This window comes from Pseudomonas syringae (assembly GCF_023278085.1).
Taxonomy (GTDB): Bacteria; Pseudomonadota; Gammaproteobacteria; order Pseudomonadales; family Pseudomonadaceae; genus Aquipseudomonas; species Aquipseudomonas syringae_Q.
The window spans coordinates 5,509,139-5,521,932 of the sequence record NZ_CP066265.1 but is presented as its reverse complement, the minus strand read 5'-3'; the positions used below and the strand labels follow the sequence as shown (position 1 = coordinate 5,521,932).

14 protein-coding genes are annotated in these 12,794 nt (G+C 60.4%); 8 read left to right on the top strand and 6 right to left on the bottom strand.

What is annotated here, in order from left to right:
* Positions 1-19: 19 nt before the first annotated feature.
* From I9H07_RS24460 to I9H07_RS24445, 4 genes are all read left to right on the top strand, one after another.
* Complete coding sequence (locus I9H07_RS24460) at positions 20-1,141, top strand: uroporphyrinogen-III C-methyltransferase (RefSeq protein ID WP_024674508.1); 1,122 nt, start codon at positions 20-22, stop codon at positions 1,139-1,141.
* Positions 1,138-2,382 (top strand): heme biosynthesis protein HemY, encoded by a 1,245-nt coding sequence (locus tag I9H07_RS24455; protein WP_024674509.1) that lies wholly within the window; start codon positions 1,138-1,140, stop codon positions 2,380-2,382. Before I9H07_RS24460 ends, I9H07_RS24455 begins: the two co-directional genes overlap by 4 nt.
* 211 nt (positions 2,383-2,593) lie before the next feature.
* Complete coding sequence (locus tag I9H07_RS24450; RefSeq protein WP_024674510.1) at positions 2,594-3,121, top strand: disulfide bond formation protein B; 528 nt, start codon at positions 2,594-2,596, stop codon at positions 3,119-3,121.
* A 173-nt stretch (positions 3,122-3,294) separates the two neighbouring features.
* On the top strand, positions 3,295-3,768 hold the full coding sequence (locus I9H07_RS24445) for an Rsd/AlgQ family anti-sigma factor (RefSeq protein ID WP_024674511.1): 474 nt from the start codon (positions 3,295-3,297) through the stop codon (positions 3,766-3,768).
* Positions 3,769-3,838: 70 nt separating this feature from the next.
* Here I9H07_RS24445 and I9H07_RS24440 read toward each other — a convergent pair whose 3' ends face one another.
* Positions 3,839-4,513, bottom strand: a complete 675-nt coding sequence (locus I9H07_RS24440) for an FKBP-type peptidyl-prolyl cis-trans isomerase (protein WP_024674512.1) — start codon at positions 4,511-4,513, stop codon at positions 3,839-3,841.
* A gap of 217 nt (positions 4,514-4,730) precedes the next feature.
* On the opposite strand from I9H07_RS24440, the gene I9H07_RS24435 reads away from it, so the two are divergent.
* Positions 4,731-5,711: an AlgP family protein gene (locus I9H07_RS24435; protein WP_024674513.1), complete on the top strand. Its 981-nt coding sequence runs from the start codon at positions 4,731-4,733 to the stop codon at positions 5,709-5,711.
* On the opposite strand, the gene I9H07_RS24430 is transcribed toward I9H07_RS24435, so the two are convergent.
* A complete protein-coding gene (locus tag I9H07_RS24430) occupies positions 5,708-6,184 on the bottom strand; it encodes a TIGR02444 family protein (RefSeq protein WP_024674514.1) in 477 nt (158 codons plus the stop codon). The two genes, I9H07_RS24435 and I9H07_RS24430, sit on opposite strands and share 4 nt — an antisense overlap.
* Before the next feature lie 46 nt (positions 6,185-6,230).
* On the opposite strand from I9H07_RS24430, the gene I9H07_RS24425 reads away from it, so the two are divergent.
* From I9H07_RS24425 to I9H07_RS24415, 3 genes are all read left to right on the top strand, one after another.
* Complete coding sequence (locus tag I9H07_RS24425) at positions 6,231-8,141, top strand: ATP-binding cassette domain-containing protein (RefSeq protein WP_024674515.1); 1,911 nt, start codon at positions 6,231-6,233, stop codon at positions 8,139-8,141.
* A 16-nt stretch (positions 8,142-8,157) separates the two neighbouring features.
* Positions 8,158-8,751 carry a mechanosensitive ion channel family protein gene (locus I9H07_RS24420; protein WP_058391172.1) on the top strand — a complete coding sequence of 198 codons (594 nt, stop codon included), beginning with the start codon at positions 8,158-8,160 and terminating at the stop codon, positions 8,749-8,751.
* A gap of 67 nt (positions 8,752-8,818) precedes the next feature.
* Positions 8,819-9,451 carry a LysE family transporter gene (locus I9H07_RS24415; protein WP_024674517.1) on the top strand — a complete coding sequence of 211 codons (633 nt, stop codon included), beginning with the start codon at positions 8,819-8,821 and terminating at the stop codon, positions 9,449-9,451.
* 13 nt (positions 9,452-9,464) lie between these two features.
* Here the strand turns inward: I9H07_RS24415 and I9H07_RS24410 are convergent, their stop codons facing one another.
* From I9H07_RS24410 to I9H07_RS24395, 4 genes are read right to left on the bottom strand one after another with little or no spacing between them, the layout of a single operon-like run.
* The gene (locus I9H07_RS24410) at positions 9,465-10,205 is read right to left on the bottom strand and encodes a hypothetical protein (RefSeq protein ID WP_024674518.1); all 741 of its coding nucleotides are present in this window, start codon (positions 10,203-10,205) and stop codon (positions 9,465-9,467) included.
* 3 nt (positions 10,206-10,208) lie between these two features.
* Positions 10,209-10,799 carry a penicillin-binding protein activator LpoB gene (gene lpoB, locus I9H07_RS24405; RefSeq protein WP_236424328.1) on the bottom strand — a complete coding sequence of 197 codons (591 nt, stop codon included), beginning with the start codon at positions 10,797-10,799 and terminating at the stop codon, positions 10,209-10,211.
* A 37-nt stretch (positions 10,800-10,836) separates the two neighbouring features.
* Positions 10,837-11,208: a YcfL family protein gene (locus I9H07_RS24400; protein WP_024674520.1), complete on the bottom strand. Its 372-nt coding sequence runs from the start codon at positions 11,206-11,208 to the stop codon at positions 10,837-10,839.
* Positions 11,209-11,227: 19 nt separating this feature from the next.
* Complete coding sequence (locus I9H07_RS24395) at positions 11,228-12,622, bottom strand: COG3014 family protein (protein WP_236424330.1); 1,395 nt, start codon at positions 12,620-12,622, stop codon at positions 11,228-11,230.
* Positions 12,623-12,794: the final 172 nt, after the last annotated feature.

Below are 12,794 nucleotides of genomic sequence, written 5' to 3'. Positions count from 1 at the left end.
TATGCAAAGGATGGGATACGTGAGCGAAACAGCCTTGCCTAAAGACGAAGAATCGGTCTTGAAAACGTCGAATTCCACGCCCGACCCCGTGCGCGTCGAGCGTACCGGCAACCGCAGCAGTAGCCTGGTGATCCTTGCATTGCTGCTCGGCATCGCCGGCGTCGCCGTGGCAGGCTGGGGAGTCTGGCAACTGCGCATGCTACAGGCCGGCCACCAGCAACAGCGCGGACAGGTGCAAGACATCGCCGAACAGACGCTGGTGCTGGCTCAGAACGACCAGCAACTGAACGCACGTCTTGCGCAACTTCCGCCTGCCGACCAACTGGAAGACAGCCGGCGTCTGGTAGCGCAGTTGCAGGGCGACCAGCAACGCCTGAGCCAGCGTCTTGAAACCGTGCTGGGCGCCAGCCGCAAGGACTGGCGTCTGGCCGAGGCCGAACATTTGCTGCGTCTTGCCAGCCTGCGCCTGTCAGCGCTGCAGGACATCAACAGCGCCCAGGCGCTGGTTCAGGGTGCCGATGAAATTCTGCGCGAGCAGGACGATCCGGGGTCTTTCGCCGCACGCGAGCAACTGGCCAAGAGCCTGGCAGCCCTGCGCAGCGTCGAGCAGCCGGATCGTACCGGTCTGTTCCTGCAACTGGCCGCGCTGCGCGAGCAGGCCGTCCAGCTCAACACACTGGCCCCCGAGTACGAAGACAAGGGTCAGTCGCTATTGGGCCTGACCGAAGACAAGACTGAAAACAGTCAGTGGTCGCGCTGGTGGGATCAGATCTCCCATTACTTCCGTATCGACTTCAACGCCGACAAGGACATCCGCCCGGTGCTGGCAGGTCAGACCCTGTCGCAAGTGCGCCTGGCCCTGAGCCTTGCGCTGGAGCAGGCGCAATGGGCGGCGCTCAACGGTGAGCCGCAGGTTTACGCCAAGGCCGTTGCCGAAGCTCAAAGCGTGCTCAAGGCCAATTTCAATCAGGAAGACCCGCAGAGCAAAGCGTTGAGCCTTGGCCTAGACGACGTGGCCAACAAGCCGGTGTCGGTCAAGACTCCTGATCTGGCGCCAACGCTGAGCGCGGTGCAGGCCTACCTTGAGCGCCGTCATGCCGTCAGCCAGCCAGCCGAGGCGCAGCAGGGGACCAGCCGATGAAGCGCTTCTATGTGCTGTTGTTCATCGCTATCGTTGCGGCAGCGCTGATTGGCGTCGCCATAGCGGATCACTCCGGTTATGTGCTGATCGCCTATAAAAACTTCCGCTACGAATCGAGCCTGTGGGCAACCTTGGCACTGCTGCTCGCGGTGCTGCTGGTGATCTTCCTCGTCAGGTTGTTGATCACCTTGCTGACCACCTCCGGCCGCGTGGTCAACCCTTGGTCACGGCGTAACCGTCATCGTCGCGTGCAAATGGCCATTGAGCAAGGCCAGATGGACCTCGCCGAAGGCCGCTGGGCCAGCGCGCAGCGTCATCTGCAACGGGCAGCCGAAGCGGATGCGCATCCACTGCTGTACTACATCGGCGCCGCACGCGCCGCCAATGAGCAAGGGCGTTACGAAGACTGCGACAGCCTGCTGGAACGCGCGCTTGAGCGTCAGCCACAAGCCGAACTGGCGATTGCCCTGAACCACGCCCAGTTGCAGCAGGACCGTGGCGACACCGACGGCGCGCTGACCACATTGCAGGCCATGCACCAGCGTCATCCGCACAACCCTCAGGTGCTTCGCCAGTTACAGCGTCTTTATCAGCAACGGGGCGACTGGTCCGAGCTGATTCGTCTGCTGCCCGAGCTGCGCAAGGACAAGGTACTGCCCTCCAGAGAACTGGCCGAACTGGAACGCCGCGCCTGGGGTGAGAACCTGACGCTGGCGGGTTATCGCGATGACAGCGAAGGGGCGTTGACCGGTCTGCCGTCGCTGGAACAGGCCTGGCAGAGCCTGAGCTCCGCGCAGCGTCAGGAACCGCAACTGGTATTGGCCTATGCCGATCAGCTGCGCCGACTGGGCGCCGAGACCCAGGCTGAAGAGGTGCTTCGCGCAGCACTCAAGCGCGACTACCACAGTCATCTTGCACGTCTGTACGGACTGGTGCGCGGCAGCGACCCGCTGAAGCAGCTACAGACGGCTGAAGGCTGGCTCAAGCATCACCCGAGCGACCCGAGCCTGTTGCTGAGTCTGGGCCGCATTTGTCTGCAGGGACGGTTATGGGGCAAGGCGCGGGATTATCTGGAGAGCAGCCTGCGCCTGGAACGTAATCCTGAAACCTGCGCGGAGCTGGCGCGACTGCTTGCGCAACTGGGCGAAACGGATCGCAGCAACCAGTTGTTTCAGGAAGGTCTCGGCCTGCTGGACGAACGCTTCCTGTCCCGCCCGCTACCGGCACTGACCCAAGGCTGAATCTGTCGAGAGCCCTGAATCAGGGCTCTCTCGGCCCTAAAGCCAGCAAACATCGGCATGTGGGAATTCTCCTACGTAGATGTGTAAAAGAACCGCACTGCAGTGTGTTTGTTTTCGTGGTTAAACAGCGAAGCATCCGCACGCCGTCACCTTGAAAGCCCCGCATCCTTTCCTCTACCGTAATCGCCTCGTCCTTTGTTACGGATTTGCCATGTATCTGGCTCGCACACGCTTCCTGTATTTCCTGGCATCGCTGGCCTGCACACTGATCATCGGCACCGCCATTTACGTCCAGCATGCCTTTCGCCTCGAACCCTGCATCCTGTGTATCTTGCAACGTGCCGCCTTTGTCACCTGCGCTGTTCTGGCCCTGGCCGCTGCCTGCCACGCGCCTGGTGCCGAGGGTTTGCGTCGCTACAGCCTGGGGCTGCTGCTGTTTACCCTGGCAGGCATGGGCACCGCAGGCCTTCAAGTGTGGCTGCAAACCGCCTCGGTCGATCAATTGATACCTTTCATTTCAAGGCTCGAACATTTACTGAGCTTTCTGTCGCTGGACATGTGCATAGACCGCCTGCGCAGTGATGCAATATTTTGCGCCGAAATCACCTGGTCCCTGTTCGGCATGAGCCTGCCGGAGTGGAGCCTGCTGGCTTTTGCGGGCCTGGCAACGGTGGCGCTGTATCCACTTTCCAGCGAATTACTTGCCTGGCTGGCGGCCAAAAACCGGCAAGGGTATTAAACGCTTGTATGAACTTTATCTCCTGCGTACCTTGATGGCCTTACCGAGCGGGCATAATCTGGGCCGCACGCGTCACTGGAATCATGCTGTCCTGACGCATCATCAAGCCAGCTCCTTGTGCATCATCAAGGCTGGCACAGGACCGCACGCCCCCGAAGGGAAGAGAGAAGACCATGCTGGAAAGTTGTCAGAATGCTCAGGAACGCTGGGGCGGGGTCAACAAGCTGATTGATCGCTGGCTGGAAAGCCGTCTCGAACTGATCGAAGCCTACGATGCGCTGGGTGACACACCCGAAGCCCTGGCAGCCGATCTGGAAGGTTTACAGAATCTGTGCGGAATTCTGGTGGATTACGTTTCAGCCGGGCACTTCGAAGTCTACGAACAGCTTGGCGATGAGGCCAGGGCATTCAATGACGAGCGCGGGCTTGAGCTGGCGGACACCATCTACCCGCGTCTTGATGTCATCACCAAGTTCGCGCTGGCGTTCAATGACCGCTGCGACAAGGGCGATTGCTCGGACGCAGCAGTGGTCGCCAAAGAGTTCAACCAGCTGGGCCGCTTGCTGCATGAGCGTTTCGAGCTGGAAGACTGCCTGATCGAGGTACTGCATACCTCGCACAAGGAAGAACTCGCCGCGCAGGTGTGATGCTGCATATACACATGCCTGGGGTGCTTTTTGCACCCCTTTGCATGTCTGCCACAGGGCTTGTTGACGCTTACTGTGAGACAGCGACCAGCTCGATTTCGAATACCAGCGGCGTGAACGGGTCGATCAGGTCACCGGCACCTTCGGCCCCATAGGCCTGATCCGAAGGGATCACCAGCCGCCATTTCGCACCCGTCGGCATGTTCTGCAGGGCGCTGGTCCAGCCGCTGATCACGCTGTCGAGCCTGAACCACTGCGGTTGGGTACTCTGGTCGAAGATCGTGCCGTCCGGCAGACGCCCCACATAGCGCACTTCCACCCGGCCATTCGCGTCCGGTTTGGGGCCGCTGCCCGGTGTCAGCTCGGTCATGAGAATGCCGTCAGCCAGCACCTTGACGCCCGGTTTGGCCTTTTCAGCCTCCATGAAACGACGCTCCGCGCCCAGGGCCGCCTCGGTGGGCGCGTCTGTACCTGTTGTTTCGGCTTGCGCGATTGCCGCGTCATGCTCACGCAGAATCTGGTCGATGCGCTCCTGCTTGAGGGCCAGCGGCTTGCCTTGATAGGCCTGCCTCAAACCGTCTACCAGCGCCTTGAGATCAAGGTCCGGAACTTCCTGATGCAGACGCTCGCCAAGGCTTGCGCCCAGGCTGTAAGCCAGGTCGTGACTGTCACTGGAGGGCGGCGCTTCGGCAGCCTGGGCCAGGGGTAGCAAGAGGAACAACGACGTTAACAGGTAGCGCGACATTAATGCTCTCCGGCCTGGGAAGTTGGCGATTATGCCAGTGCCAGGACGTGTAGTGGCCAGTCTTGAGATGTGAATTTCACGATACCTGCGCATCGTCGTGCGGTAATCATTTTTTGCAGTATGCAACAGCGCCCCGTTAGTGGTGTCAAGATGCCCTAGCGGCGATGCGCGCAGAAGCCTAGTATGAGCCGCAATTTCGTCACCCAGGAGGTAAGTCATGTCGGCCAAAAAGAAGCCAGTAAATACTCCGTTGCATTTGCTCCAACAATTATCGGGCAGCTTGCTTGAACATCTGGAAGACGCCTGCTCCCAAGCTCTGGCTGATGCCGAGAAACTGCTCGCCAAGCTTGAGAAACAACGCGGCAAGGCGCAGGAAAAACTGCACAACGCCCGTATCAAATTGCAGGATGCTGCCACCGCAGGCAAATCCAAGGCCCAGAACAAGGCCAAAGGCGCTGTGTCCGAGCTGGAAGAATTGCTGGATGCGCTCAAGGAGCGTCAGACAGAAACCCGCACTTACATCCTGCACCTCAAGCGCGATGCTCAAGAGAGCCTGAAACTGGCCCAGGGTATCGGCCGGGTGAAAGAGGCGGTAGGTAAAGTTCTGAGCACTCGCAATGCCAAGCCTGCTGCGCCTAAAGTCGCTGCCAAGGCACCTGCTGCAAAAGCGCCGGTGAAAGCTGCCGCCAAACCCGTCGCCAAAACGGCGGCCAAGCCTGCTGCCAGCGCTAAAGCGGCGTCCGGCCCTGCCGTGACCAAGGCATCGGCTGCAACCAGAACGCCTGCAAAACCAGCCGCTAAACCGGCTGCCAAGCCCGCTACCCGGTCGACTGCCGCCGCCAAGCCAACCGCTGCGAAAACAGCGGCTGCCAAGCCAGTTGCAGCCAAATCGACTGCCGCCAGACCGGCTGCCAAACCTGCCGCGAGCAAAGCACCTGCTGTTGCCAAAACCACCGCAAGCAGTGCTGCCAAACCCGCAGCCAGCAAAGCTCCCGTTGCCAAGCCAGCAGCAAAGGCTCCTGCCAAAGCGCCGCTGAAAGCAGCGGCCAAGCCAGCCGCTAAACCGGCTGCGAAGCCTGCAGCCAAACCCGCTGCAAAACCGGCTGCCGCCAAAGCTGCACCGGCACCGGCAGCCACTGCGCCAGCCGCTGCACCGGCAACACCGAGCAACAGCGTAACGCCAACCAGCGCTTCCTAAGCCTGGTCAACGCTGAGATTGGCCGCGATGCGCAACACCAGTAGCGCATCGCGGTTCTCTGCCACATCCCCCTCCGCAAGTCCTTCAAGCCAGTCGCCTGTGTTACCTGCCTCGCCACCCGGCCAGCCATCAGTCAGCGTCTCAAGCCTCAGCAGCAGATTCTGCTCGGCCTCCAGTTCCAATGCCTTGACCCTGGTTCGCAAAGCGTTCAGCGCGGCATCCTGATGTGCCGAATCACGCCATTGATTGCGTAAATCCCGCAGTGGACGCACCACGTCATCGTGCCAAGGCGTGGCCAATTGTCCGATTTGCATTAATCGTTGCGCATTACAGGCCACGCCGCGCGACTCCAGCCAGACGCCGCAAAGCACCATGCACACGTTGGCCCCGTTGGCTTGTAGCGCAAGACAAGCCTGTTCCACACCCGGCCGGGCGTAGAAATCGAGGGTGAAACTCCAGAGCGCTGAAGGCATAGTGATCCACCTGTTCAGGACGAAGCTGGTAGACTCCGCCGCCATTATGATTCGACTTCAAAGCCTTACCTTACAGCGTGGTCCGCAACGTCTGCTAGAAGACGCCGAGCTGACCCTGCACGCCGGCCATAAAGCCGGTCTGATCGGCGCCAATGGCGCCGGTAAATCCAGCCTGTTCGCTTTGCTGCGCGGCGAGTTGACGCCTGACGCCGGAGACTGCCTGCTGCCCGCCGACTGGCGCATCGCACACATGCGTCAGGAGGTCGACACCCTCGAACGTCTGGCCGTGGACTACGTCCTCGATGGCGACGAGCGCCTGCGGGAAGTGCAGAGCTCGCTGGCAGCGGCCGAAGCCGCGCAGGACGGCGCCGCTCAGGCACGTCTGCACTCGGAGCTCGACAGCGCCGACGGTTATACCGCCGACGCCCGCGCTCGCAAGCTGCTGGCGGGTCTGGGTTTCACCAACGAACAGATGGAGCGTCAGGTCGGCAGCTTCTCCGGTGGCTGGCGGATGCGCCTGAACCTGGCGCAGGCGCTGATGTGTCCGTCAGACCTGCTGCTGCTCGATGAGCCCACCAACCACTTGGACCTCGATGCCATTCTGTGGCTTGAAGACTGGCTCAAGAGCTACCCCGGCACCTTGCTGCTGATTTCCCACGACCGGGACTTTCTCGACGCCGTGGTCGATCACATTGCCCATGTCGAGCAGCGCAAGATCACCCTTTATCGCGGTGGCTACAGCGCCTTCGAACGTGCCCGCGCCGAACGTCTGGCCCAGCAACAACAGGCCTACGAGAAGCAGCAGGTGCAGCGTGCGCACATGGAAAAATACATTGCGCGCTTCAAGGCCCAGGCCACCAAGGCCCGTCAGGCACAGAGCCGCATCAAGGCGCTGGAGCGCATGGAGGAGTTGTCCGCCGCGCACGTCGACTCGCCGTTCAACTTCGTCTTCCGTGAGTCCGACAAGATCTCCAGCCCGTTGCTGGACCTGTCCGATGCGCGCCTGGGCTACGGCGACAAGACCGTGCTGGAGAAGGTCAAGCTGCAACTGACTCCCGGTGCGCGCATCGGCCTGCTGGGCCCCAACGGCGCGGGCAAGTCGACACTGATCAAAAACCTCGCAGGCGAGCTTGAGCCGCAAAGCGGTCGACTGGTGCGCGGTGAAAACCTGACCGTGGGCTACTTTGCCCAGCATCAGCTCGACTCACTGGACGCCAAGGCGACGCCGTTGCTGCACTTGCAACGCCTGGCGCCCACCGAGCGTGAACAGACGCTGCGTGACTTCCTCGGCGGTTTCGACTTCCGGGGCGCGCGCCTCGACGAGCCGGTGCTGAATTTCTCCGGTGGCGAAAAAGCCCGTCTGGCGCTGGCACTGATCGCTTGGGAAAAACCCAATCTGTTGCTGCTCGACGAACCGACCAACCACCTGGACCTGGAGATGCGCCTGGCGCTGACCATGGCCTTGCAGGAGTTTGGCGGCGCGGTACTGGTGGTGTCTCACGATCGGCATTTGCTGAAGAGCACCACCGATGACTTCCTGCTGGTGGCCGACGGCCGCGTGCAGGAGTTCGATGGCGATCTGGATGACTACACCCGGTGGCTGGCCGACTACCGGCTGCGCAACGCGCCCGTCAGCAACACGCCGGTCAACGCTGACAAGACCGACAAGAAAGCCCAGCGTCAGCAGGCCGCCGCGCTACGTCAGCAACTGGCGCCGCACAAGCGCGAAGCCGACAAGCTGGAGCGCGATCTCGGGCTGGTGAATGAAAAACTCGCCAAGGTCGAAGAGGCCCTGGCAGACAGCAGCAATTACGACGCCGCCAACAAGGATAAGCTGCGCGACCTGCTGGCCGAGCAGGCAAAGCTGAAGGTCCGGGAAGCCGAGCTGGAAGACGCCTGGATGCAGGCGCTGGAGCTGCTGGAATCCATGCAGGCCGAACTGGAAGCATTGTCGTGAGTGAGGCAAGAGAGTGATGGAGATGTTGGGCTTGTCGATATCCGCATACTGGCTTGAGCCGTTGTTGATCGGCATGCAGATTCTACTGATCTTGCTGGCCGGCTATGTGTTGCAGCGGATCGTCGGAGGTTTTCTGACTGGTCTGGGCGAGCGTTATCCACTGCCGCCAGAGTTGCTGGTGCCGGTTCGCGGTGGTTTACGCTGGCTGATCATGGGCAGCGCATTCGTGTTCGTACTGGGCAGGCTCGGCGTTTCGGCAACGGTGCTGTGGACTGCATTGTCGGGCTTTGTTGCCGTCGCCGCCGTGGCGTTCTTCGCGATGTGGAGCGTGCTGTCGAACCTGCTCTGCGCCATCCTGATCTTCACCATCGGCCCGTTCCGCATCGGCGACATGGTCGAGCTGGTCGACACGCTGGACAAGCCCGGCGTCAAGGGCCGAGTGGTCGCCATCAACCTGATGTTCACCACCCTGATCGAAACCCCGGAAGCCGGCGGCGCGCTGGTTCAGGTGCCTAACAGCCAGTTTTTCCAGAAGTCGGTGCGTCGCTGGCGTGGCAGCGATCTGTTTCCGCAGATGGTGGTCGCAAAGCAGCCCGATGAGCAGGACTAGAAATAGTTAGCGTTGCAAAGCGACACGCATTAATTTATCGAGCATTGGACTTTGCCTGAGGTGCGTAATGGCGTTTGAAATGTGGCTGGGCTTTTTTGCGGCCTGCTGGATTATCAGTCTTTCCCCTGGCGCAGGCGCCATCGCCTCGATGTCCTGCGGGCTGCAATACGGCTTCTTGCGCGGCTACTGGAATGCGCTGGGGCTGCAAGTCGCACTGGTGGCGCAGATCGCGATTGTCGCAGCAGGGCTGGGCGCCGTGCTCGCAGCTTCAGAGATGGCGTTCACGCTGATCAAGTGGTTTGGCGTGGCATACCTGATCTATCTGGGCATCAGACAATGGCGCGCACTGCCCACCGACCTCGCGGATGAATCTGTCGTGCGCCCTGTCGGCAAACCGATGACGCTGGTCATGCGCGGCTTTCTGGTCAATATCAGCAACCCCAAGGCACTGATTTTCATATTGGCGATTTTGCCGCAGTTCATTGATCCGGCTGCGCCACTGCTGATCCAGTACGTCATCATTGCGGCGACCATGGTGGTGGTCGACCTGATCGTCATGGCGGGCTACACCGGACTGGCATCAAAGGTGTTGCGCCTGCTCAAGACCCCTCGCCAGCAACGGCGTCTGAATCGCACTTTTGCCAGCCTGTTCGTGGGCGCGGCGGGTTTTCTGGCGACGTTGCATCGCGGCACGGCCTGACGGCGGCCAGCGCCTAGCGCAGAATGCGCGGCGCTTCGTCGCGGGGCAGGCTGTTCTGCGGTTCGCGGCGCTCGTTGAGCTCGACTTCGCCACGCAGCTGCTCGCGCAACTGCCGGGCGACGTCTTCGCCAATTGATCTGGAGACTTCGCGCACCACCAGGCCGCGATTGAGCGAAACTTTGATATCCCGGCCGTTCACCAGTTTGGTGTCCTGACCTTCACCCATCGCGGTAAAGGCCGAGGTAATTTCGAACGTCCGCGTGTTGATGAGGCTGAAATCGGCCACCAGGGTCAGCCCCAGAATTGCCGAGTGGCTATTGGTATTGGCTATTTCGCCGACGTCCTGACGGAAGTCGATGTCCGAAACCGTGCCGAACAGCACGTAATCCGCACCCTTGAAGTTGCCGTTCTTGATGCGCTTGATAACGTCGTAGACGTCTTCCCGGGAGCCTGCGGTATAAGGCGTACCCTGCACCAGCTGGAACATCCCGGACTTGAGAATCTCACCCTTGATGTCACCGCTGAATTTACGCAACTCGCCCTGTTCGATGTAGCTGGTGCGCGACTCGTACTCGTCATAACTGGACGACGCACTGGCGCTGTAGCGATTGGCTTGCAGGTTGCTGCGGGCCGAAACGGTGTGAATGTATTGCTCCACCCGCTCCTGAAACGCCATGTCTGTCACAGCGACCTTGGGGGCGGCGTACGCACCCATCGCGCAAACCATGCTGATGATGCCGATCCATGCGCGCATTGATTAGCGCTCCGTGGTTTTGCGGATTTCTTTTTCGTCCATCCACTCGGCCAGACCGCTTTCGACGTCAATCAATTGCAGGCTGAACTTGTAGAAGACATCCTTGTAGTCGCTGCTGCGCTTGACGATGGAGCTGATCGAGCCTTCCAGGCGGTATTTGGCGGCGATCATGCTGCCAATTTTGGCCACGGTATTCTTCTTGTACAGACCGCTCTGATTTTGCAGCTTGAGCTGGTCGACCTGATTCTGCATCTGGTTGTCATCACTGGCGAAACGGGCAGCGCCGCTTTTCATCAGTTGGGTCTTGATCGACGTGGTGATTTCGCGGGTATCGATGTACTCGCTGGTCTTGTTCTTCACGTCATACACCTGAACCACCGGGCGACCTTGCAGGGTGCCGGACTGAGCCAGCGAGCGGGTCATGCTTTCCGCGATCATCTGCAGGTCGGTCGAACCGAATTCGTTGGTGATGGTTTCGACGGCCTTGGTATCGCCGTAACTGATGTTCTTGCTACCAAGACCCGGCGAGGTATTGGCACAGCCAGTGAGTAACAGGGTGATGGCGGCAATGGAGCAGAAGCGTCTGGACAGCATGGTTTGAATCTCCGGAACTGAAAAAGTGGGCAACAGGTCAAGGCGTATTGATTTCGATGCGGAAATCAGTCGCACGCGGAACAGGCGCGATGGCGGGCAGCACGGTGCTCTGCGAGCCATACAGCGTGATGCTTTTCCAGCTTTCTTCGTCGGCGACAGGGAAGCCGTCGTTACCCAGCCAGGCAAAACGGTAATACAGCATCGTGTTGCGGCTGCTGGTGTTGGTCAGTTGAGCCTTGACCGTCAGGAAGCCGTTTTCGCGTGCGACGCGCATCGCGCCGACTTCGATATTTTTCGTTTTACCCATCGATACCACCTTGCTGGCAGCACTGCCTGCAGCGGGTGGCGGCGGGGTCGCGCAGCCCGCCAGCAGGGCAAGTGCCAGCACGCCGAAAATCTTCATACGCATGGAAAGTCTCCGTTCAGGGTTATTTGGCGACGGCAATGGCTTGCGGCACGTTCGACGGCATGACCTGCGCCGCCAGACTGCCCGCAAATACCTGGCTGCCCAGGGCACGCAGGGAAACCACCTGATAGCGTTGATCGACCTTGACCCGTACATGCGACCCGCCGAGCGAATTGGGCAGGATGATCTGATGCTCGCCCTGAGTCAGACGCAGACGCGCTACCAGCGTGTTGTCCGGCAGCGTGCGCCAGGTGCGCGTGTCAGCACCCTCGGTTACCGCAGAAGCAATGCCTACAGCCAGGCCCGCCAGCGGGTTGACGTCGTTGAGCTGCTTTTGCGCAACGCCACGGGTGATGGCGCGCACCGTGGTGCGCAGGATGATGCCTGGCATGTCGTCTCGCAGTGCGCGACGCGACATGGCGGTCGTACTGTTGAGCAGGGTCAGGTTGAGGGGCTGGCCGTCCAGAATGATCTGGTTGAAGGTCGGCGTGGTGGTGTCCGGCTTGATCACCGGAAATGACAGTGGCGTGATCACCAGATTTCCGCTGATGGGCAGCGGCAGCGGGATGCGCACCGAGTCACGCGCAGGCGCGAAGCCGCTCTGTACGACAATCAGCACCTCGCTGTTACCGTCCTTGCTGGCGGCAGCGTCGAGGTCCTTGATGGCTTGTTCGAGCAACGGCGTGTTGGGGCGTAGCTCGGCAGCCTTGCGATAACCCGGCGCAGCGAGGCCTTTTTCGCCAAGTGCCTCGTAGACAAAGCCGGCCAGGTAATGACTGAACGCGCTCTGATAGCTGTTCTTGAGACTGACGACTTCCGGCGCATCCAGCGAAGCAACCGGGTAGCCATGCAGGTCCTTGAATCGGGTTTTCACACCGCGATTCTCGGCTTCCTGCTCGCTTTTGAGGTACTCCTTGTCACGCAGCCCGGCGATGACCGCTTCGCGTTCATGAGTCTTCTTGATCTCGGTCCGGGCACCGTCGAAATCGTTGCGAGCCAGAAGATTGAGCGCCATCTGAGTGGTCAGCATGACCTTTTCGTAGTCATAACCTTCGTAACGACGCACCTTGTCGTTGACCAGAAAACTGCCGAACTGGGCCAGGTACTTGTCGGTGTCGAGCCTGACTGACTCTTCCCACTTGAACACCACCTGATCAGCAGTGCGCCAGGCGGTCTGGCTGCCAGTGAAGTCGCCCTTGGCACGCAGCAGCTCGCCCTTCTCGAAGTAGTAGAGAAGGTCTTTGTCTTCACCCGTGTTGTTTTTTTCCAGCGTTCCCAATGCGGCGTCGACATTGCCGCTGGCCAGTTGCTGACTGGTTTCCTTGAGTTCGGTGTCATAGCTACGGAAAGCAGAACAGCCTGCCAGTTGCGTCGCAATGATCAATGCAAGCGCGGTCAAGGCACGAGGAGAGGACATGGTGCTTTCTATTCCCTTAGTGACAGCTGAGGCGAGAACGCCAGCCATGCGGTTCCGTGGTCAGACAGCGTGGCTGCCTGAGTACCTGCCTGCCCGGGTTGAGCGGGCCGACAGTGAAGGCGCGGGAGTATAAGCTGCAAAACGCTTAAAGCAATGGCGTTTTGATATCTCA